The following is a 21,536-nucleotide window of genomic DNA, read 5'->3' as shown; positions in this document are numbered from 1 at the left end:
GGAGTAAAGAATTTCCAATAGGATTTCACTCGGCTACAGGTCTTCACATATTAAAGACACACCATAAATACTTTCCAACTATCCCGAAACCGGAGTTAACAATACGGTAATAATAGGGATTATTTCCCAGATCTTATTTAGGAGAGAACCGGGGATGGAAACGCTGTAAGGTATCTCTCAGGTACTCTCTGTCCAGATGGGTATAGATCTCTGTGGTCGTAATACTTTCATGGCCCAGCATATCCTGTACGGCACGGAGGTCAGCGCCTCCTTCTACCAGGTGGGTGGCGAACGAATGGCGAAACGTATGCGGGGATACCTGTTTTTCAATACCTGCGGCTGCGACCAGATCTTTAATGACCAGAAAGATCATGACGCGGGTAAGGGCGCTGCCCCGGCGGTTCAGGAAAAGTATATCTTCCTGTCCCGGCTTGACCGGCACATGTACCCTGACCTCCTCCTTATATATATTGATGTACTTGACAGCATCACTACCGATGGGTACCAGTCTTTCCTTATCGCCCTTACCAATCACCCGGATAAAGCCGGCATCAAAGTGAAGCTGGGAGATCTTCAGATTGATCAGTTCACTGACCCGGAGACCGCAGCTGTACATTGTTTCGATAATGGCCCGGTTCCGCTGACCTTCGGGGGTACCTGCCTTTATCTGTGCGATGATCATTTCTATTTCCTCAAAGCTGAGTACATCCGGCAGCAAACGGCTGGTCTTAGGTGCTTCCAGCAGGAGAGTAGGGTCCTTCTTTACAATATCCTCCAGCAGCAGGTAGCGGTAGAAAGCCTTTATACCAGAGATGATACGTGCCTGCGAGGTGGCAGTCATACCCAGAGTGGCGATCCATTGGACACATTCCTGCAGGTCGGACAGGGCTACCTGGTCGGGTGATAGGTTTTTGCCGACAGAAAGCAGGTACTGCGATAGTTTCTCTACATCGCGGAGGTAAGCCTCGATGGAGTTGGCCGAAAGTGAACGTTCCAGTTGCAGATAAGACCGGAACCCCCTGATATATGAATCCCACATGATGAGCAAGATAATAAAGATGAATGCTAAAAAACAAAAGGCCGTCCGCTTTTGGCGTACGACCTTTGATATTTTTCACCGGCAGAGGGCTGCCGGTTAGTCAATTAGAATTTTTCCAGACCGGAGAAGAAGAAGTTACCTTCGATCTCTGCGTTCTCGTCGGAGTCAGAACCGTGAACGGCGTTACGGCCGATAGATTCAGCATACTCTTTACGGATAGTACCTTCAGCTGCGTTTGCAGGGTTAGTAGCTCCGATCAGGGTACGGAAATCTTCTACTGCGTTGGCTTTCTCCAGGATAGCAGCCACGATGTGGCCACTGCTCATAAATTCTACCAGTTCGCCATAGAAAGGTCTTTCTTTATGCACAGCATAGAATTCACCAGCTTTCTGAGAAGAAAGACGGGTCATTTTCATTGCCACGATGCGGAAACCAGCAGCGTTGATCTTGTTCAGAATACCACCGATGTGTCCGTTTTCAACGGCATCCGGCTTAATCATTGTAAAAGTTCTGTTGTTAGCCATATATTTAGAATTCCTAATTAACTAATTTTGCGCGCAAATGTAGCTAGAATTTGTTTAGTGATAAAAAAAAAGAGAACTTCGCACTTCATTTTTTGTCAGGAAACGGTTACATTTTATTGTTAATATAAAAGCAGGTCAAACTGCATATTTAAAGGTTAAGAATGAAGAGGATAGAGGAAATTAAGCCCTTGCTGGAGACCCCTAAAAGAGTGGTAATAACAATGCATCAGAAACCCGATGCAGATGCAATGGGCTCGTCGCTGGCCTTATATCATTATCTGAGACAGAAAGGGCATGATGTAACCGTTATCTCCCCGACGAACTATCCCGACTTCCTGATCTGGATGCCGGGCGCCAAGGATGTAATTGATTTTGAGTCTATGCAGGAGAAGGCGTTCAAGGCACTGGAAGGTATAGACCTGCTGTTTTGCCTGGACTTTAATGCATTGTATCGTACCAAAAGCATGGAGCCTTACCTCACAAAGATGGCCTGCACCAAGATCCTGATCGATCATCACCTGGAGCCTCAGCCAACTTTCGAGTACGGCGTCAGCGATACTACTGCTGCTTCTACCGCGCAACTGGTCTATGAAACGATCTATAAACTGGGAGACGGTGACCTGATCAATGAGAACATGGCACAGTGCATCTATGCAGGAACAATGACCGATACCGGCTCTTTCCGTTTCGCATCCACCTCTGCCAGGGTGCACCGTATGGTGGCCGATCTGTTTGACCGTGGCCTGAAACATGAGATCATTCACTCAGCCATCTATGACAACTTCCTGGAAAACCGGCTGCGGTTCCTGGGACATAGCCTGCTGAACCGAATGGAGGTATATTATGAATACAATACCGCTATGATCGCTATACCATATACTGATCTGAAGCGTTTTGACCTCCAGACCGGTGATACAGAAGGAGTTGTGAACTTCCTGCTGTCCATCCAGGGTATTAAGCTGGCGGCATTGATCATAGACCGTCACTCTGAAATAAAATTATCTTTCCGTTCCAAAGGAGATTTTGACGTAAATACTTTCGCAAGGAAATATTTTGATGGCGGCGGACACTTCCACGCTTCCGGCGGACACAGCTCTGAGACACTCGAAAAAACCATACAACATTTTATCGAAGCCATTAAAGAGAACGAAGAAGCATTACAATAAGTTATTCAATCCTACTAATACAGTCAAATGAAAAAGAACAAACAGTTGTTAGTTGCAGCGTTAGGCCTGTTTTTGGCTAGCTGCGGTGCCGGTGGTGGTGCCAAAAAAACTCCAGGTGGCGTGGATTTCGTTGTTCATAAGTCAGGAAGCGGCGCGCAGCTGAAGCTGGGCGACACTGTACTGTTGAACATTATCCAGAGCCTGAACGATTCAGTTATGATCGAATCACGTAAAGTTGCAGGCGGTCCTGTTCCGTTCGTGATCACTAAATCCCAGAATAAATTAGACCTGATGGATGGTCTGGTGATGCTGAAAGAAGGCGATAGCGCAACTTTCACTATTCCTATCGATAGCTTACCGCAGAAACCACCAATGGCTAAAGCAGGTGATAAATTGAATTTGACTTTCGTAGTAGTAGGTACTTATACTAGCGCAAAACAGAAAGAAAAAGACGATAAGGTTATCAAAGAATACCTGGATAAAAATAAACTGTCTGCTACACCCACTCCCGAAGGTGTTTACGTAGCTGTATCTCAGGAAGGTACAGGCGAAAAACCTCAGGCTGGTGATACCGTTGTAGTACACTACACCGGCCGCCTCACTGACGGTAAAGTATTTGATTCCAGCCTGGACACTACTTTAAGACCAGGGGCTCGTATCGAGCCAATCAGATTCCCGCTGGGTCAGGGCTTCGTGATCAAAGGTTGGGATGCTGGTATCGCTTCTCTGAAGAAAGGTGCTAAAGCTACCCTGCTGATCCCTTCTACTTTAGGTTACGGTCTGCAGTCCAGTGGCCCTATCCCGGCTAACTCTGTACTGGTATTCGAAGTACAGCTGGTAGACGTTGTGAAAGGTAAACCAGGTGCGGGCGCTGCTCCAATGGCTCCTGCCGCTCTGCAACAAGGTCACTAAGAGAAAAAGCAATTAACTGCTGATAAAGAAAAAGGATGTTCGCTACAGCGGACATCCTTTTTCTTTAATTGGTAATTAGAAAATAGTAATTAGTGATTAGTAACTGGTGATGAAGCCGGACTATTTACGCATATCCATCTACCATGACTTCATACATCTTCACCTTCAGCTCCTCCAGTGATATCTCCTGCACGAGGTTCCCATCCTGTGCATAGGAAATGGTGCCTCTTTCTTCCGAAACAATGATAGCAAGGTTATCACTATGCTCTGTAATCCCCACAGCGGAGCGGTGACGCAGGCCGATACGGGTAGGCAGATTTGGATTTTCAGACACGGGCAGGATCACTTTTGCGGCCAGTATTTTATTGCCCACAATGATCAATGCACCGTCATGCAGCGGACTTCCCTTACAGAAGATGCTTTCTAATAATTTGGCATTGATGTTACTGTCAAGTGCGATGCTGGATGCGGTATCAAACTTTACACGGTAGGTATTGGCGATCACGATCAGTGCTCCGGTACGGCTGCTGGCCATGCGGGCTACGGCTGTGATGACTTCGTTAATGATATTCTCTTCTTCTTTATAGCTTTTGAACTTATCGGGCAGGAACAGTTTGGTAAAGAAGCTGTCTTTACTCAGTGGCGCCTTCTTTCCCAACACTAGCAGGAACTTCCTGATCTCTGGCTGGAATATGATGATGATGGCGATGAGTCCGACATTGATAAAGCTCTGTAATAGGGTGCTCAGGATAGGCATGTGTAGCTGTTGTACAATAAAGTACGCCAGGTATATCATCAATAACCCCACGAAGATATTAAAGGCCAGGCTTCCCTTCAGCAGGCGGTACAGCTGTATAACGAGGAATATTACTATTACCAGGTCCAGTATGTTCAGCCAGTGAAAGCGATATCCGTAAAAACTAAACAAGCTTTCCATAGATCGTAAAAATAACAAATATTTATATGCTATAGCGCATTCATATACTGTGTGATCTTCACAGCTTCTATGGCTGCTTTCACATCATGTACCCTTAGAATATGCGCGCCCTGTTGCAGCGCCAGCGTATGCAGGATCGTGGTACCATTGAGAGCTTCAGCAGGAGAGCTGTCAAGCAGTTTATAGATCATCGATTTCCTGGAGATCCCCACGAGTAGCGGGCATTCCAGCATATGTAAAACGTGTAGTTTTTTTAACAGGGTATAGTTATGGGCAAGTGTTTTACCAAATCCGAATCCGGGATCGATAATAATATCTTTGATACCCGCTTCCAGGCATTCCGCGCGTTTGCGCACAAAATAGTCCAGCACGTCCTGTACCACGTCTTCGTAATGCGGCTGTTGCTGCATGTTTGCAGGTGTACCCTGCATGTGCATGGCAATGTAAGGCACCTGTAGTCTGCCCACCGTCGGTATCATGGCAGCATCCAGGTCTCCGGCACTGACATCATTCACGATGGCTGCGCCTGCATCAACAGTCTGTTCTGCTACATTCGCGTAATAGGTATCAATGGAGAGGACGGCTTGTGGGAAATGCTCTTTTAGTATGCGCACAGCAGGTACCAGTCGTTCCAGTTCCGTATCAGGACCGACAGTGACAGCGCCCGGGCGGGTACTCTGTGCACCGATGTCCAGGATCTGCGCACCTTCGGCTATCAGCTGAGCGGCTCTTTCCAGTACAAGATCAATATGCTGCGTTCTACTGCCTGCGAAAAATGAGTCTTCTGTAATGTTGATAATACCCATGACAACTGGTTTGGACAAATCAAGCAGCTTACCCTGGCAATTGATCGTAGTATATTCGCCGTTCTTCCCTTCCATTGTATCCTTTTGCATTTTATTGATTATTTTGCTTCACAAAAATAGAATAATGTGGTGATCTGCAACTATGTATATCAACACCGGTAAAAAAAGTTATCCATGAAACTTCTCCTGAACCTATTAAGAATTATCGTTGGCGTTTTGTTTATTTTTTCTGGTCTGGTCAAAGCGAATGACCCACTGGGGCTCAGCTATAAGATGGACGAGTTTTTCGAGGTGTTGCATATGACATTCCTCTCTCCTTATTCACTGGCTTATTCTATTATTATGAATACGCTGGAGATCGCACTGGGGGCTGCGTTGCTGTTAGGCTTCCGCATGCGTCTTGTGTCCTCCCTGCTGTTGATCATGATCGTATTTTTTACCTTCCTCACTGGTTATGCATTATACAGTGGCGAGATTAAAGAGTGTGGTTGTTTTGGCGACTGTATCAAACTGACGGCTTCCCAGACCTTCTGGAAAGATGTCATCCTGCTGGTGATGATCCTCATCCTCTTTATCTATCAGAAACAAATTAAACCGCTGTTCGGCAAAAAGCTAACATTCGCACTGGTACTGGTTTCCGTTTTATTCGCAGCTGGTATACAATGGTATACACTTGAACACCTGCCGATCGTAGACTGCCTGGGTTATAAAGTAGGTAATAACATTCCTGAAAAAATGAAATTGCCTCCGGGAGCGCGTCCGGCAGAATACGAAACAGTACTGATCTATGAGAAAGATGGTCAGCAGAAAGAGTTCACTGATGCTAACTATCCATGGTCCGACAGTACCTGGGTGTTCGTAGACCGTAAAGATAAACTGGTAAGAGAAGCAGAAGGAGAGGCGCCTATTAAGGATTTTATCCTGACTGGCCTGGATGGTGGTGATCAGACGCAGGCAATCCTGTCAGAATCAACACCTATCTATCTTTTCCTTGTAAAGAACGTCCATGAAGCAGGTAAGGGCTGGGATGCAAAAATGCATGCACTGCAGGAACAGGCGAAAACAGGAAAGATCTACATTTACGGTGTTACCGCTTCCTCTAAAGCAGATATCTCAGCTTTCTCCACTGCACATGGATTACAGTTTCCGTTTGTTCAGATGGACGGAACCGCGATCAAAACAGCTGGTAGAAGCAATCCCTGTCTGATCCTTCTGGAAAAAGGCACGATCAAAGGCAAATGGCATTATAACGATATACCATAATCCGCATGTTCAAATTTCTGCTGCGTAAACTCAGTTATGGCGTACTGGTATTACTGGGAGTAGTGATACTGGTATTCTTCCTGTTCAACGTACTGCCGGGCGATCCGGCTAGGTTGACCCTGGGGCAGCGCGCGGACGTAACATCGCTGGAGAATGTAAGAAAGGAACTGCACCTGGATAAATCCTTACCGGTGCAGTTCCTTTTATATTTAAATGACCTGTCGCCTGTTGGCATACACAGTAACGCTGCTGCGGAAGACAATATGCATTACCTGACACTGGCCCATTTGCAACACGGCCGGCTCCTGGTACTAAAAACCCCCTACCTGCGCCGTTCCTATCAGGGGAAAAAGGATGTATGGGAAATATTGACAGAAGCATTGCCTGGCACCCTGGTGCTGGCAGCAGCAGCGATGTTGTTTGCTACTGTCGCCGGTATCGGACTCGGGATATTATCCGCAGTAAAACAAAATACTTGGATGGATACAGGGGCGGTCTTTGCCAGTGTAGTCGGCATTTCTGCGCCCTCATTCTTCATGGGCATTGTCGTAGCCTATCTCTTTGGTTTCGTGTTAAGCGATTATACAGGCCTTCATATGACGGGTAGTCTGTTTGAGACCGATCCCTTTGCAGGCCGCATCCTGAGTATACGCCATCTCATATTACCCGCTGTTACGTTGGGAATACGTCCCCTTGCCATTATCGTACAACTGACACGTAGCGCTATGCTGGACGTCCTGAACCAGGACTATATCCGTACGGCATATGCGAAGGGATTATCCCAGCGGGCGGTCGTATTCAGACATGCCCTCCGGAATGCCCTGAATCCCGTAGTGACGGCTATTACCGGCTGGTTTGCCGAACTATTGGCAGGCGCCTTCTTTGTTGAATATATCTTCGGATGGAAGGGCATCGGCAAGATCACCGTGGACGCCCTCGAAAAGTTTGATTTCCCCGTACTGATGGGATCTATATTATTTACTGCCGGCATTTTTGTGGTGATCAACCTGCTGGCAGACCTGCTCTACACGATCATAGACCCACGTATAAAATTGTAAGTCGCTTATTAATAGCGGCTTATCCTTATTCTGAAAAAACTTTCCCTTTTTTTGTAACAAAGTATTTGACGGGTCGTCTTCTTTATGTAAACGCTCTGTAGCATCCGGGAAGGAAGGAAAAGAGATCAGCAGATGGAGGCAACAACGCAAGTCGTAACTTAGAACAAGGAATCTGTTATTTATGTCTTTAGAAATCTTTCTTTCACAGGTAGTTCCCGTCAGGCAGAAGCTTTACCGCTTTGCCTACAGACTACTGGAAAATGAGGAAGATGCAATGGACGTAACACAGGATACCCTGCTCAAGGTATGGCAGCAACAGGAGCGGATGCCTGACTTGCAGAATATGGAGGCATGGTGTATGCGTATCGTGCGGAACCTGGCGCTGGACAAAATGAAGGCGAGGAAATACAGGCGTTCAGAGGAGCTTGATAGAGCCAGTGAAGTACCGGCATTGCACGAGGCGAATCCGCATACGGCTACAGAGCAACAGGACGTGATGCGCAGGGTACACCGTGTGATAGCTGCGTTACCAGATAAATACCGTACGATAATACAATTGAGAGATATTGACGGGTACAGCTACCAGGAGATCGCAGATATCCTGATGATAGAAATGAGTGAGGTGAAGATCAATCTGCACCGTGCACGAAAAGCAGTACGCGAACAATTACAAAAACAGCAAGTGTATGGAGTTTAACAGGATCAGGGAATTATTAGACCGTTATTGGGATGGTACCTCCTCATTGGAGGAAGAGGAAGTATTGCGTAATTTTTTCAGCACAGACAGGAAGGACCTTCCCGCTGATCTGAAGGAAGTGCAGCCCTTATTCGGTTACTTCGCAGCGGAAGCAGACATTCCGGTACCTGCGTTTCCTGACATCGCCACACTGATCGCACAGGCGCCTCCGAAAAGGGTGGTAAGAACAATGGCATGGCATCACTGGATGAAATATGCCGCTATATTACTGATGGCAGTGGGTGTGGGCTATTCAGCCAGGCAGTTCCAGATCAGACATGAGACAGTGCTGGCAGAAAGATCAATGGAAGAAGATACCTACGATGATCCGAAGGAGGCATTTGCTGCAACACAGAAAGCACTGGCCTTACTGTCCCGCAATCTGAACAAGGGTACATCTCAGGTACAGAAGCTGTCTTACTTTAACGAAGCTGCGGAGAAGATCCGCGCAAATTAATTACGGCCATTCTAAAAATCTGACATAAAAAGAAAACTTATGAAACGCTTTTTGTTATTGGTGCTGCTCATTGCTGGCACCGGTCTGCCTATCTTTGCCCAGCAGGGTAGTGGCATCGATCGTTTTTTTGAAAAGTATGAAAATGATCAGACCTTTACCCTGATCAGTGTAACGCCCAAGATGTTCAGCATGTTCAGCAAACTGGATATCAATTCCCCTGATGGAAAGCAATTCCTGCAGATCGTGAAAAGGATCAGGGGGCTGCGCCTGCTGGCCAAAGAAAATGCCAAGGGAGGAACGGCGTTGTTCAAAGAAGCTTCCTCCATGCTGAGTAAAGACTTTGAGGAGCTAATGACTGTCCGGGATGGGAAGGATGATCTCCGCTTCCTGGTAAAAGAGAACGCGAAAGGCAATATTGCCGAACTGATCATGCTGGTGGGCAGCGACACCGAATTTCTGGCCATGAGCCTGATCGGCGATATCGACCTGGCCGAGATCAGTCAGCTGGCTAACGGCATGAATATCGAAGGATTCGACAAATTAAAGCACATTAAAAGATAACCCGTTTAATCACCACAGATCAACCCATCATTATGAAATACATAGCTATCATTGCAATAGTTCTCTTGTTCGCCGTAAGCCCTGCTCTGGCACAGAAAAAATCGCTTCGCGCCTTTTATCGTGAGTACCGGGGTGAATGTACCGGCGTGAGAATAGGCGTCGGTCGCGTTCCTTTGAAATTAGCCAGCTGGATCATTCCCGCCAATGGAGACGAAGATACACGCCAGATAAAGAGGGTACTGGGCAGGGTGCATAAAGTGAAAGTCTATACATTGGCAGGCGCCAGCAAAGATCTGATAGATATCACTGCTATCAGACGTTTGAAAGAAACACTGATCAGTAAGGACGGATTTGAATCGCTGGTAGAAGTACGTCATGAAGGCGCAATGGTTTACATGCTGAACAAGGGGAAAGATGATGAGTTGGGGAATGTGGTAATACTGGTGCAGGACGAAGCGGATTTCGTGATGGTGAATTTGCGTACGAAGCTGCATACCGATGATGTGAATGCGTTGATACAGGGATTTGTGAAAAGCTGAGACGCAGGAAATAGCCGTATAGGCTGACGATAATTATTCGCTGTTCAGCGTAGATCGGCATTTGATTGGGTAATATGGTTATGCTTTTCACCATGGCGGACGTAGTGAAATGCAGTTTAATTCAATAGCAGTACAATCACTTATTGTATAACTAAGCGCGTTCCCGGCTCGTAACCGGGAACGCGCTTAGTACAGGCGGCGCATCTTTTATGTGCCGTCGTTATTCATCAATCATTGCTACCGACGTTTGATAGCTTACGCACCCATTAGGTCATCCTGTTTTTCTACCACGGCCTTCTGTTTCAGCACCAGTTCTTTAAACCGGCCTTCATCCAGCACAACATCGTCCTGGCCAAAGTGACGCAACAGATAATATCGGTCATTTTCTCTGCCTTCAGTATGTAACCACAGCGCTTCGAGGTTCAGTGCAGGGAATTTCAGTACCCTCATTTCGCCTTCAATCTGTTTTTCCCGTAGACTGGATTTGATCTGTTCCATACCTGTTTCTATGCGGTTCAGGTAATCATCATCTGTGCTTACCTGCAGTACATGAGGATCTTCTTCCGTCGTAGCGAGATCGTACAGGGCTACCGGTTTACGCTGATCCAGTTCTACTATGCGCAGTGAGCTTGGTCTTTCCGGGATGGCGATATCTTTATCGATATCTTTCAGCCCGACCACGTATGCGTGATGCGCAAAGCTCAGTTCCAGTTCAGCAGCGGTTTTATCGGCCTTAATATTGGGACGTTGTAAACGTACCAGCGGGCGAACCTCCGGAATGGGTTTGAGCAGTTCAGGTTTGAATACGAGGTCTTTGATCCACATAAAGTAAAAATGTTTTTTCGTGATGTAACTGTGTGTCCAGGTGCCACTACCCTGGTAATTGGTGGAGAACTGACTAACAGTGAGTATGCTTTTACCATAGATAGGATCATCAATATGGAAGTACTTGGTGTTAAAGATCTTAGAGACACCATAGATCGCCATAAAGTGTCCACCGCCACCAGACCAGCCGATACGTGTGCCTACTACCAGACCGGCATCGATCTGTTCTTTCACGGCTTCCCAGCTCATGGTACCATATTTCAGTTCTACAAAGTTTTTGGTGCGGGTGAGTGCCTTGTCCAGATACCAGGGCACGTTGCAAGGGCCTGGAACGGGTGATGTACAGCAGGTTTGTCCGAGTTCGGAGGAGGCAATTTTACATTGCGTCCAGGGGTTCAGCAAAGCGGAATAGAAGAAAGACACGCTTTTTGAAGTAGCTGCCCAACACCAGTTGGATTGTGTCTGTGCCTCCATGTTAAAATTGAGTACAGTGCTTGAGTAGAGCTTGTCCCAGATGGCTAACTCCTGTACAAAAGGTTTTTGAATAACCTGTTCCTGAAAATTGGTGAAACTCATGATGTAAAATGTTTGGGGTTAAAAAAGAAATACTTGTGTGGTGGAATGGTGAGAGCAAAATTATCGGCTTGCGGTATATCTGAAAAGAGTATAAATACCCGATTTTATGAGTAGTAGTTCGCGGCAGCGGGCAGGGCAGGAGGTTAGGGCAGTTTAAGTAATTGCATAGTGGGAACGTCTTCTGGTGCAGAACCGGCAGTATTCACCTGAGTGTTCCTGTAATTTACTGGTAATACGTGCGTTATAGGGGGGCTTCCTTTATTTGGTGCTTAAAGTGCTGATTAGTACTCTGCTATGGTCTGGCATCCTTATTATAAAGCATCAATACCCGTGTATTTGTCCGTAGGTCAAGGGAGGGATTAGGGTGTAATAAGGGTATAATGGTAAGATCTGGTAGTAGAAAGGATGCTACCCGGGAACAGTATAGCTGGTGATGGAGCTCACTATGTAAGGGCCAAACAAAAAGGGCGTATCATATTGATACGCCCCAGCATTGTATAAAGAGGTAAAAATTATCTTACGATAACTTCCCTTACTACCGGTTCTCCCAGCATTTCATTCACCAGTTTGATAATACGGTCTTTTGAATAGCTGAGTTCCTGTTTGAGGGGAGCAACGGTTGTAGCGATGTGCAGTCTGCCATCTATCAGCTGTAAATTCTCTGTATAACGGGAGATCGTTCTGCCCATCAGCTGCTCCCAGTTTTCCTGTATGCGTACTTCAGTCAGCCTCGGTTTGAGACGGCTTTTCGACATAAAATCTTTCAGTGCATCCTCCATTGATGTAATTCCGTAGCGCATTCCGCAAAGATACGTATTTCATCCTTATTGCATCTCGACTAATTGAAAGTTATCTGCATTTTCTTTGAATGCGGTTAATATTCTGGCAGCATGGGTGTCGGTGATGAAGACCTGTCCGTATACCGGACTGCTCACAAGGTTGATCAGCCGGGTCACCCGTTCCTGGTCAAGTTTTTCGAAAACGTCATCCAGTAGCAGGATAGGAGCAAATTTCTTATGTTCTTTAATGACTTCGAACTGTGCGAGTTTGAGCGCGAATAGGAAACTCTTCCGTTGCCCCTGTGAGGCGCTGGTTTTCATAGGATGATCATCCAGCAGGAACTGAAGGTCATCTTTATGAATACCGCCGGAGGTGCGTTGCAGTTGCATGTCCTTATAACGGTTAGCAGCAAGGAGGGCGGTGAACGACTGATCGTGCAGCCCTGACAGGTATTGAATATTGACAGTTTCGTGTTTACCTGCGAGATAATCGTATAACTGTTGTACCTGGCGGATAAAACCAGGGAGGAATGCACGTCGCCATTCAAAGACGGGTGTACCATGGTGTACCAGTTGCTCGTCAAAGATGTCCAGCAGAGCATCCTGACTGCCGCCCTGTCCATTCATTGACTTGAGCAGACTATTCTTCTGTGCGAGTATTTTCTGATAGGTGATGAGGTGTTCGAGATAACCGGGGTGCAGCTGGCAAAGTAATGCATCGAGCCATTTACGGCGTTCTTCACTACCCCCCAGGATAATTTCGGCATCATCGGGAGCGATCATCACCGCTGGATATTTACCGATATGCTGAGAAAAGCGCTCGTAGTACTCCTCATTGAGGGCAATTTCTTTTTTGCCTTCCTTGAGTGTGCAGACGATCTTTCCTTCATTGCCTTCCCGCTCCATCACGCCTTCCAGGCGGAAGCCGCTGGTCTGGTACTGGGTGTTCTGTGCCTCGCTGCTGGTGAAGTAGCTTTTGGTGAAGCATATATAATATATAGCATCCAGCAGATTGGTCTTGCCAGAGCCGTTACGCCCGGTAATACCGATGATGCGTTTGTCAAAGCTGAAACTTTTTCCTGCGTAATTTTTAAATTGGACGAGAGATATCTTTCTAAGCGATAGCAAAATAACCTTCTGATTATCAGTTATGAATTAAAAATAAAATTATTGTAATCCGCGCTGGACTGGAAATCAGGGCCTCATAAAAGGCTGTTTCCCGGCAGTACTTTTCTGCAAAGTTGCAAAGTATTTAGTTTTTAGGATTTTCCTGTTATATTTGCGGACAAATTAAGAAACAGTGGCTACAAAAACAGACGTAAAGACGAAATTCACCAAAGAGACATATTTGTACTGGTATGAATTGATGCTCTTGCTGCGCCGCTTTGAAGAAAAAGCCGGCCAATTGTATGGGATGCAGAAGATTCGTGGTTTTTGCCACCTGTATATAGGACAGGAAGCAATTGCTGCAGGTGCAATGACAGCAACTAAACCGGATGATAAGTTCATCACTGCTTATCGTGACCACGCTTTGGCGATCGCGAAAGGAATGACTGCTGACGAATGTATGGCTGAGCTGTATGGTAAGGCAACAGGTTGTTCCAAAGGTAAAGGTGGTAGTATGCACTTCTTTGCTCCTGATAAAGGTTTCTTCGGCGGTCATGGTATCGTAGGTGCGCAGATCGGTACTGGTGCAGGCCTGGCATTCGCAGAGCAATATAAGGGTACAGATAACGTAGCACTTTGCTTCTTCGGTGATGGTGCTGCCCGTCAGGGTATGCTGCATGAGACATTTAATATGGCTATGCTGTGGAAACTGCCTGTAATTTTCATTTGCGAAAATAACATGTACGCGATGGGTACTTCGGTAGAACGTACTTCTAACGTGCTGGATATCTATAAGTTAGCGAATGCCTACGATATGCCTAGTGCTACTATCGATGGGATGAGCTGTGAAACGGTGCACGAAGGTATCGAGAGAGCTGTAAAACGCGCTCGTGCCGGTGAAGGTCCTTCTTTACTGGAGATCAAGACTTACCGTTACCGTGGCCACTCTATGAGTGACCCTGCTAAATACCGTACTAAAGAGGAAGTAGAAGAGTATAAAGATAAAGATCCTATCAACCAGGTACTGGCTACTATCCAAAAGAACAAATGGGCTACGGATGCTGAAATCGAAGCTATCAATGAGAAGGTAAAACAGGAAGTTGAACATTGCGTACAGTTCGCTGAAGAGTCTCCATGGCCCGCAGATGATGAACTGCTGAAAGACGTTTATGTTCAGGATGATTACCCGTTCATTGTTGACTAAATAATATAGTGAAGGTTAGCGATCCCGGCCGTTTTAATATAACGGGTAGATTCGCTAACCTTTTTTATATTTGCGGGAATTTACAACAGCCTAACCTGTACCGTAATAAAGAAATAACAATTTAACGACCACAATTACAATGACCGAAACAACAAATAAGACCGCAGCTGAAAATACTCCTGTTTCTAAGGAATTCCAACTGGAAGACTCACTCCACAAGGCGGAAGACTTCTTCAACAAGAATAAAAACAGCATCATCATAGCCCTGCTCGTAGTAGTGGTAGTAGTTGGCGGTACTTTTGCCTACAGCAAGTTCATCAAAGGTCCTAACGAAGTGAAGGCGCAGAACATGATCTTCCATGCACAACAGTATTTCGAAAGAGATTCTTTCCGCCTGGCGCTGAACGGTGACGGTAACTATGAAGGATTTCTGCAGGTGATCGATAAATACGGTAGCACCAAAACAGGTCAGTTAGCAAAATATTACGCTGGTGTGAGCTACGTGAAACTGGGCGAATTCCAGAAAGGAATTGATCAGCTGACAGCTTTCAACGGTGGCGACCAGATCGTACAGGCAATGGCTTACGGTTTGACCGGTGACGCTTACATGGAACTGGGCAATACCGAAAAGGGTATCGAATTTTATAAAAAAGCGGGTGCGCACAGCGACAACGAACTGACGGCTCCAACTTACCTGTTCCGTGCAGGTATGGCCCTGGAAAAAGCAAATAAACCTGCTGAAGCAATCAGTCTGTACAAACAGATCCGCGACAAATATCCTCAGACAACTGAAGGCCGTGAAATGGATAAATACCTGGCGCGCCTCGGTGAAGTGAGCAATAACTGATATTAATTCAGATCATGTCAATACATAATCAAAGTTTATTGAACGATGCTGGCATTCTCCATTCAGAGGATGCCAGTGTTGTTATAGTGTATACCGAATGGAATGATACGGTCATTAACGAACTGGTAGCCGGCTGTGAAAAATCGCTGGCCGAATACAACGTATCAAAGATCTCTAAGGTGATCGTACCAGGCGCATTTGAATTGCCATTCGCCTGCAAACAATACTGGGAACGTACAAAAGGCACGCATAAACAACCTGGCGCTATTATTGCGTTCGGATGCGTGATCAGAGGCGAAACGCCGCATTTTGACTATGTATGTAAAGGTGTTACAGAAGGTCTGATGCAGTTAAACATTGAATTGCCTGTTCCTGTTATCTTTGGCGTACTGACTGTCGATAACATGCAGCAGGCCGAGGAAAGACTGGGGGGCATACATGGCCATAAAGGGGAGGAAGCTGCCATCACGGCGCTGAAAATGATCTCCATGATGCGTCAACTGTAAAACAGCTATAGCCCCATTATTGCTCCATGTGATGTTCATTGTTGATACCGTTTCAGCCGGTATATTTCTATTCCTGTAGCCAGCAGCTGGCCTGCGGCTTTTATTTAAAGAACTAACTCAATGAACGTACAGCTTTTTATTCCATGCTTCGTTGATCAGCTGTTCCCGGAAACAGGCTTCAATATGGTGAAAGTACTGGAAAAACTGGGATGTAACGTTAATTATAATCCCAATCAGACCTGCTGCGGACAACCGGCCTTCAATGCCGGTTACTGGGATGAAGCCCGTGCCGTTGCCACTAAGTTTGTAAAGGATTTCCATACTACTGATTATATCGTAGCACCAAGCGGTTCCTGTACAGGTTTTGTGCGTAATTACTACAGCAAACTGTTTGACAATTCCGCTGCACACAATGAGGTAAAGATGCTGCGTAAGAACCTCTATGAATTCACAGAGTTCCTGACAGACGTCCTTCATGTAACAGATCTCGGTGCCACACTCAACGGAGTAGGGACTTACCATGATGCCTGCGGCGCCCTGCGCGAATGCGGTATCAAAGAAGGACCGCGTAAGCTGTTGTCCAAAGTAAAAGGACTTGAACTGAAAGAAATGAATGAGTCTGAAACCTGCTGTGGTTTTGGTGGTACCTTTTCTGTGAAATTTGAACCTATCTCTATCGGTATGGGCGAACAGAAAGTGAACAACGCTGTAGCCAGTGGGGCCGACTACCTCATTTCGACAGATCTTTCCTGCCTGATGCACCTGGATGGTTACATCCGTAAGCATGACCTGAATATTAAAACTATGCATATCGCTGATGTACTGGCCAGCGGCTGGTAAACAGCAATTTTAAATCATCAGATAATGAACTACTGGTTAGTTAAATCAGAACCATTCAAGTACTCTTGGGACCAGTTCGTAAAAGACGGAAAAACCTTCTGGGATGGCGTGCGTAACTATCAGGCACGTAATAACCTGAAAGGTATGCAAAAAGGAGATCAGGTATTGTTCTATCACAGTAATGAAGGTCTGGCCGTAGTTGGCATCGCCAAGGTAGCGAAGGAACACTATCAGGATCCCACCACGCCTGATCCGAACTGGGTAGTGGTAGACCTGCAGCCTGTGAAGCCTTTCAAAACGCCGGTAACACTGGCGCAGATGAAAGCCGAAAAGAGACTGGAAAACCTTTCGCTGATCCGTCAGGGCCGCCTGTCCGTTTGCGCCGTTACTGAGGATGAATTCAACACCATTCTTGAAATGGGTGATATGAAGAAATAATTTGTGGAATTATCCATTTTACTGCATCTTCCTGTTATAGCATTATTTATCACTAAATATTGTCCTATGACAGGAAGATGTTTCATTTTAAAGAATACCCCTATCCCTGTATCTGTTTTAGTATGTAGCTTTAGCTTGCTGTCAGCGTGCGGGCATAAAGCCGGACCTGCAGCGGCTGATCCAGCTTATAGAAATAGCTATAAAGCGATGGAGTTGAAAGCACCAGACAACTTCACTGATGGGGCGTCGGCACCGGATAGTTATAACGAACAGGAAGCGATACATCACCCGGCAGATGACGTAACGGCCGCCGAAGCTTCAAACAATACGGGTGCATTTACTGCACCTACGCTGGCTCAGTCAGCGGTTATCCCCAGGAAAATTATTAAAACCGGTACAATACGGTATTCTGTCAATGATTACAATAATGCCCGTAAGGAACTAAGAGAAGTAGTAGCCCGTTATCACGGAGATATTATTGATGATAATGAGCAACGCTCAGAATTTACCTGGGAAACGCGCATGGCGATCCAGGTGCCGGTCGAGAAGTTTGATAGTTGCCTGGAAGCGATATCCGGCAATGCGCAGACACTCATCGTAAAGACGGTATCAGCTGAAGATAAGACGGCTGAATATATCGACGTGGCAGCCCGCATGAAGGCGAAGAAGGAAGTAGAATTAAGGTATCTGGAAATCCTGAAGCAGGCGAAGTCCGTGAAGGACATCCTGGAAGTAGAGGAGCAGCTGAAAAGCATCCGCGAAGAAGTAGAAGCGTCACAGGCACGTCTGCAGTACATAGATCAGAACGTGGCGATGAGTACCATTAACCTTTCGTTCTATCAGGTGTTTGCCAATACCTCACCACAGGGCCCGGGCTTCTTCTCACGTATCTCCTTTTCTATAAAAGATGGATGGAATAATGTCCTGAGCTTCCTGATCGACCTGGTAGGTATGTGGCCTGGTATGCTGGCACTGGCAGCGGCGGTTATTTTTATGCGCAGATATATGAAACGCAGAAGACAACGGAAGGCGATGGCCGTCTAACGGTTAGGTATATTTTATAAAAGGTCTGTTCTGACAATCCATAAAAGCGCAAAGCCTGTTAGTCTTTCGACTACAGGCTTTGACATTTCTTATACGATATACAGTTACACTAATAGTCAGCCAGTGCCTTTAGTGCTTTTTTACGTTCCAATGCACGGTGATGTTTGTAAATGCCTTTGGTCACAAAATAACCCAGTGAGGCGCCCAGCCAGACATCGCTGCTCCAGTGTCTTTCCTGGTACAGGCGGGTAGTACCCGTCATGATGGCGATGGAATAGGTCACCCATGGCACCCACGGATGTTCTTCTCCATACGCCTCCGCCAGCGCCGTCGCGACTGATGTTACGGTCAGCATGTGGCCGGAAGGGAAGGAGGTATGTTTTTTATCCATGGAGAATGGTGCATTGTATACAAAAGGATCGTCGTAGTAGGTCGGACGGCCGCGTCTTACCACTGATTTGGTGAAGGTATAGATCAGGGTGGAGATCAGCAGGGACTTCGCAGTCATCAGCGAGATATGTTCCAGTTTCCTGTCTTTGGCAATCACACCGGCGAGGTACATACCGCCCACCAGGTAAGGAGAATAGGCATTACCAAATGGCTCTACCTGACCGGTTACGCTGTTCCAGAAATTGGTGTGGTTACGTCCGAAGAACTGTTTCACTTCGTAGTCAACTGCCATGAGTCCACCAGCAGTGCCCAATACGATACCAAGTCGGGTGAAGTCCTTTCCTGTCCAGTGTGCAGGGCGGGAAACAGTGTATTTCAGGTCTCCCCAGATGCTACCAAGATAGGCACCGTTAATACGGTAACGGATAGTAGTATCAGCGGCTGTTAAGGTGTGAACCTCCTTTGTCTTCATACTGTCAGTAGAGGGGACGTTGGTAGTGTCCGTCTGTGCGTCTGCGTTCAGGTGTAGTAACAGCATGCCGCACAGCATAAGCGTCTTTAGAATCTTCAATTGCTGCTATTTAATTATCCGATAAAGTTACGGTAAATGTTAAAACCCGTATATTTAAAAATCAAAAATGTCTTGTACAAATGAAGCCTAGATTGGTAGTTTTGACAGGCGCCGGTATTAGTGCAGAGAGTGGATTACGTACGTTCCGCGACAGTGACGGCCTATGGGAAGGATATAATGTATATGAAGTGGCGAGTCCGCAGGGATGGCAGAAGAATCCCCAGCTGGTGCTGGATTTTTATAACATGCGTCGTCAGGATGTGAAGGCGGCCTTGCCAAATGCGGCACATCTGGGCCTGGCGGCTTTGCAGGAAAAGTTTGATGTAGAGATCATCACACAGAATATAGATGATCTGCATGAACGGGCGGGATCGAAGAAAGTGCTGCACCTGCATGGAGAGATCTTTAAGATGCGCAGTGTACTGGATGAGCATCGTAGTTACCCGGTTACCTGGGATATTAATATCGGTGACATGGCGCCTGACGGCGGACAGTTACGTCCGGATATTGTATGGTTTGGAGAGTCGGTACCCAGGATCTCGGAGGCTGCTGCTGTAGTGCTATCCGCAGATATATTTGCGGTGATCGGGACTTCGCTGGTGGTGTATCCCGCTGCGGGACTGGTAGATTACCTCGAGGATGGAGTGCCTTGTTATGTGATAGATAAGAAGCTGCCGTCTATGCAGGAAAGAAAGAACCTGACGAAGATTGAGAAGCCGGCGACGGAAGGGATTGAGGATCTGATAAAGGCGCTGGAGAGTTGGGCGGGATAGCATCAGAAATCGGGAATTTTTTATACTTAGAGTTTCCGCTATACAGTAAAGGGCGCTCCTGATAGCCAGGAGCGCCCTTTACTGTATAGCGGAAACTTTTATTAGCGGTAGTTCCTAATTACTCAAAGCTTTCTTCAAACCTGATATTAAACTCTTCCAATTCTTTCAGTACCGGATTATAGATCTCTGGTGAAATAGGAATATGCAGTCCTTTCAGGGTAACTTTTTCCTGGAGTATCAGTTTGGCTAGAATACCTAATGGCAGACCAACCGTTTTTGCCATTGCAGTGCGTACGTTGTCTTCACCTACAGAGATCATATAGCTATGCATGCGGGTGTTCATACCACGTCTTTCAAATTCGATCTCATGGGTCATGACGATCATATCTTTGTCAGCAGGCTCCATCGCTAGTTTAGATTCGATGATATGCTGGAGGACGGAGGCATTTGTCTGCTCGCCGAGATGAATAGTTTCACCGTTCAGCAGACCAAGAAATTTCAGCTGACGCAGGATTTTTGATTTTGCGCTGATGCCGAGATAGTTGGCTATATTCTCTTCATGACTGATGGATGGGTCACTGTCCGTTTGCTGACTGGCCCATTCATAGTAGGTCATATTATCGGTCTGTATTTTTTTAGTATCGTCAGTGAGACCCAGCTTCACAAGCGTGCTCCAGCCTTCGCAGAAGTCAGGATAGCGGAGTGTCGCCCGCATAAAAGTGGGCACTTCATCCAGCTTGTACGCGCTGATGTAGTTCAGCGAATCACGGTTAGGGTAGTAGGCTAGTTTGCCCAGGCTCGGAATATGGATCGTTTTAGATTGATCGAAGAGGTGCTGGTAACCAACTTCCTTCACTTTACCCTTATCGCGGTAGGTAGCGCCGGAGTTACCGGCCAGTACCACGTTACGGGCATTCCAGGAGATCTTGTACTGCCATGGGTTGTCGTTACTTTCAGGTGATACAAGTCCACCGCAGTAGGAGCGGAACGCAGAGATCTGACCACCTTTCTTTTCAATGGAGTGGATCAGTTTCATAGCGCTCATATGATCGATGCCGGGATCCAGTCCCATTTCATACATAAAGAGCAGGCCTGCGTCTTCAATTTCTTTTTCCAGCTTTTTTACTTCGGGATCGATGTAAGAGGCGGTGAGCAGATTTTTACCGAACTGCAGACAGTCTTTCGCTACGAAAATATGTAATGACGGTGGCAACAGGGAAATAACGAGGTCCGTTTCCTGAATCAGTTTTTGCCTGGAAGCTTCATCCCGGATGTCAATAGCTGCTGGGGTTACATAGTAAGACTTGCCGGTTTTTGATTTAATAAGCGCCAGGTCATGATCGGCAACAGTGATATGCCATTTTTGCCGTGGAGCATTTGATACCAGGTAGTCGATCAGGCTTGTAGCCGACTTACCGGCACCAAATAAGAGTATATTCTTCATATTAATTTGTTCATCTTTAATATGGTAACAGAACAGGGATTTAACATCGGTCATCCATCTAATGTTCGAATTTTCAGGAAAATTCGTTTTAACCAGTCGTGTTTTTAGTTAACTGTCCGTGACCGTCTGATTTTCACCGGATTAAAAACAAAATCTTTGCCAATATTTTATTTTCCCAATATTCCTTTTTTCTG

General features: G+C 46.3%; 24 protein-coding genes. 15 read left to right on the top strand and 9 right to left on the bottom strand.

Annotated elements, in window-relative coordinates:
* Positions 1 to 133 precede the first annotated feature (133 nt).
* Positions 134 to 1,039: a site-specific tyrosine recombinase XerD gene (gene xerD, locus GWR21_RS07975; protein WP_162331219.1), complete on the bottom strand. Its 906-nt coding sequence runs from the start codon at positions 1,037 to 1,039 to the stop codon at positions 134 to 136.
* 104 nt (positions 1,040 to 1,143) lie between these two features.
* On the bottom strand, positions 1,144 to 1,563 hold the full coding sequence (locus GWR21_RS07970; RefSeq protein WP_162331218.1) for a nucleoside-diphosphate kinase: 420 nt from the start codon (positions 1,561 to 1,563) through the stop codon (positions 1,144 to 1,146).
* Between the two features lie 161 nt (positions 1,564 to 1,724).
* Between GWR21_RS07970 and GWR21_RS07965 the strand changes: the two genes are divergently transcribed.
* The gene (locus GWR21_RS07965; protein WP_162331217.1) at positions 1,725 to 2,729 is read left to right on the top strand and encodes a DHH family phosphoesterase; all 1,005 of its coding nucleotides are present in this window, start codon (positions 1,725 to 1,727) and stop codon (positions 2,727 to 2,729) included.
* A gap of 27 nt (positions 2,730 to 2,756) precedes the next feature.
* Positions 2,757 to 3,641, top strand: coding sequence for an FKBP-type peptidyl-prolyl cis-trans isomerase (locus GWR21_RS07960; protein WP_162331216.1), 885 nt, complete (start codon positions 2,757 to 2,759; stop codon positions 3,639 to 3,641).
* A gap of 124 nt (positions 3,642 to 3,765) precedes the next feature.
* On the opposite strand, the gene cdaA is transcribed toward GWR21_RS07960, so the two are convergent.
* Together cdaA and folP are read right to left on the bottom strand one after the other, a co-directional pair.
* Positions 3,766 to 4,578 carry a diadenylate cyclase CdaA gene (gene cdaA / locus GWR21_RS07955; protein WP_162331215.1) on the bottom strand — a complete coding sequence of 271 codons (813 nt, stop codon included), beginning with the start codon at positions 4,576 to 4,578 and terminating at the stop codon, positions 3,766 to 3,768.
* 29 nt (positions 4,579 to 4,607) lie between these two features.
* Positions 4,608 to 5,474 (bottom strand): dihydropteroate synthase, encoded by an 867-nt coding sequence (gene folP / locus GWR21_RS07950; protein ID WP_162331214.1) that lies wholly within the window; start codon positions 5,472 to 5,474, stop codon positions 4,608 to 4,610.
* A gap of 84 nt (positions 5,475 to 5,558) precedes the next feature.
* Between folP and GWR21_RS07945 the strand changes: the two genes are divergently transcribed.
* From GWR21_RS07945 to GWR21_RS07920, 6 genes are all read left to right on the top strand, one after another.
* Positions 5,559 to 6,647, top strand: coding sequence for a BT_3928 family protein (locus GWR21_RS07945; protein ID WP_162331213.1), 1,089 nt, complete (start codon positions 5,559 to 5,561; stop codon positions 6,645 to 6,647).
* A 5-nt stretch (positions 6,648 to 6,652) separates the two neighbouring features.
* Positions 6,653 to 7,705 (top strand): ABC transporter permease, encoded by a 1,053-nt coding sequence (locus GWR21_RS07940; protein WP_162331212.1) that lies wholly within the window; start codon positions 6,653 to 6,655, stop codon positions 7,703 to 7,705.
* 181 nt (positions 7,706 to 7,886) lie between these two features.
* Positions 7,887 to 8,402, top strand: a complete 516-nt coding sequence (locus GWR21_RS07935) for an RNA polymerase sigma factor (RefSeq protein WP_162331211.1) — start codon at positions 7,887 to 7,889, stop codon at positions 8,400 to 8,402.
* The gene (locus tag GWR21_RS07930; protein ID WP_162331210.1) at positions 8,392 to 8,898 is read left to right on the top strand and encodes a hypothetical protein; all 507 of its coding nucleotides are present in this window, start codon (positions 8,392 to 8,394) and stop codon (positions 8,896 to 8,898) included. The genes GWR21_RS07935 and GWR21_RS07930 overlap by 11 nt, the downstream gene beginning before the upstream one ends.
* Positions 8,899 to 8,937: 39 nt before the next feature.
* Positions 8,938 to 9,459, top strand: a complete 522-nt coding sequence (locus tag GWR21_RS07925; protein WP_162331209.1) for a DUF4252 domain-containing protein — start codon at positions 8,938 to 8,940, stop codon at positions 9,457 to 9,459.
* A 32-nt stretch (positions 9,460 to 9,491) separates the two neighbouring features.
* A complete protein-coding gene (locus GWR21_RS07920; protein WP_162331208.1) occupies positions 9,492 to 9,998 on the top strand; it encodes a DUF4252 domain-containing protein in 507 nt (168 codons plus the stop codon).
* Between the two features lie 255 nt (positions 9,999 to 10,253).
* On the opposite strand, the gene GWR21_RS07915 is transcribed toward GWR21_RS07920, so the two are convergent.
* The 3 genes from GWR21_RS07915 to recF all read right to left on the bottom strand — a co-directional run bounded on the left by GWR21_RS07915 (position 10,254) and on the right by recF (position 13,306).
* Complete coding sequence (locus GWR21_RS07915; protein ID WP_162331207.1) at positions 10,254 to 11,399, bottom strand: papain-like cysteine protease family protein; 1,146 nt, start codon at positions 11,397 to 11,399, stop codon at positions 10,254 to 10,256.
* Positions 11,400 to 11,911: 512 nt separating this feature from the next.
* Positions 11,912 to 12,199 carry a DUF721 domain-containing protein gene (locus GWR21_RS07910; RefSeq protein WP_162331206.1) on the bottom strand — a complete coding sequence of 96 codons (288 nt, stop codon included), beginning with the start codon at positions 12,197 to 12,199 and terminating at the stop codon, positions 11,912 to 11,914.
* Positions 12,200 to 12,223: 24 nt separating this feature from the next.
* Positions 12,224 to 13,306, bottom strand: a complete 1,083-nt coding sequence (gene recF, locus GWR21_RS07905; protein WP_162331205.1) for a DNA replication/repair protein RecF — start codon at positions 13,304 to 13,306, stop codon at positions 12,224 to 12,226.
* Between the two features lie 172 nt (positions 13,307 to 13,478).
* Between recF and pdhA the strand changes: the two genes are divergently transcribed.
* From pdhA to GWR21_RS07875, 6 genes are all read left to right on the top strand, one after another.
* Entirely contained in the window at positions 13,479 to 14,489 is a 1,011-nt protein-coding gene (pdhA, locus tag GWR21_RS07900; protein WP_162331204.1) for a pyruvate dehydrogenase (acetyl-transferring) E1 component subunit alpha, read from the top strand.
* A 139-nt stretch (positions 14,490 to 14,628) separates the two neighbouring features.
* A complete protein-coding gene (locus tag GWR21_RS07895) occupies positions 14,629 to 15,336 on the top strand; it encodes a tetratricopeptide repeat protein (protein ID WP_162331203.1) in 708 nt (235 codons plus the stop codon).
* A gap of 14 nt (positions 15,337 to 15,350) precedes the next feature.
* Positions 15,351 to 15,842 carry a 6,7-dimethyl-8-ribityllumazine synthase gene (ribH, locus tag GWR21_RS07890; RefSeq protein WP_162331202.1) on the top strand — a complete coding sequence of 164 codons (492 nt, stop codon included), beginning with the start codon at positions 15,351 to 15,353 and terminating at the stop codon, positions 15,840 to 15,842.
* 120 nt (positions 15,843 to 15,962) lie between these two features.
* Positions 15,963 to 16,682, top strand: a complete 720-nt coding sequence (locus GWR21_RS07885) for a (Fe-S)-binding protein (protein ID WP_162331201.1) — start codon at positions 15,963 to 15,965, stop codon at positions 16,680 to 16,682.
* 24 nt (positions 16,683 to 16,706) lie between these two features.
* Entirely contained in the window at positions 16,707 to 17,120 is a 414-nt protein-coding gene (locus GWR21_RS07880; RefSeq protein ID WP_162331200.1) for an EVE domain-containing protein, read from the top strand.
* A 66-nt stretch (positions 17,121 to 17,186) separates the two neighbouring features.
* Positions 17,187 to 18,164, top strand: a complete 978-nt coding sequence (locus GWR21_RS07875; protein ID WP_162331199.1) for a DUF4349 domain-containing protein — start codon at positions 17,187 to 17,189, stop codon at positions 18,162 to 18,164.
* A gap of 109 nt (positions 18,165 to 18,273) precedes the next feature.
* On the opposite strand, the gene GWR21_RS07870 is transcribed toward GWR21_RS07875, so the two are convergent.
* Positions 18,274 to 19,125 carry a phosphatase PAP2 family protein gene (locus GWR21_RS07870; protein WP_162331198.1) on the bottom strand — a complete coding sequence of 284 codons (852 nt, stop codon included), beginning with the start codon at positions 19,123 to 19,125 and terminating at the stop codon, positions 18,274 to 18,276.
* An 80-nt stretch (positions 19,126 to 19,205) separates the two neighbouring features.
* Here GWR21_RS07870 and GWR21_RS07865 point away from each other — a divergent pair, with 80 nt between their 5' ends.
* On the top strand, positions 19,206 to 19,898 hold the full coding sequence (locus GWR21_RS07865; RefSeq protein ID WP_162331197.1) for an SIR2 family NAD-dependent protein deacylase: 693 nt from the start codon (positions 19,206 to 19,208) through the stop codon (positions 19,896 to 19,898).
* 118 nt (positions 19,899 to 20,016) lie between these two features.
* Here GWR21_RS07865 and GWR21_RS07860 read toward each other — a convergent pair whose 3' ends face one another.
* Positions 20,017 to 21,342, bottom strand: a complete 1,326-nt coding sequence (locus tag GWR21_RS07860) for a saccharopine dehydrogenase C-terminal domain-containing protein (protein ID WP_162331196.1) — start codon at positions 21,340 to 21,342, stop codon at positions 20,017 to 20,019.
* Positions 21,343 to 21,536 lie beyond the last annotated feature (194 nt).

It is taken from the genome of Chitinophaga agri (genome assembly GCF_010093065.1).
GTDB classification, from domain to species: domain Bacteria; phylum Bacteroidota; class Bacteroidia; order Chitinophagales; family Chitinophagaceae; genus Chitinophaga; species Chitinophaga agri.
This window is presented reverse-complemented; position numbering and strand designations above follow the sequence as displayed.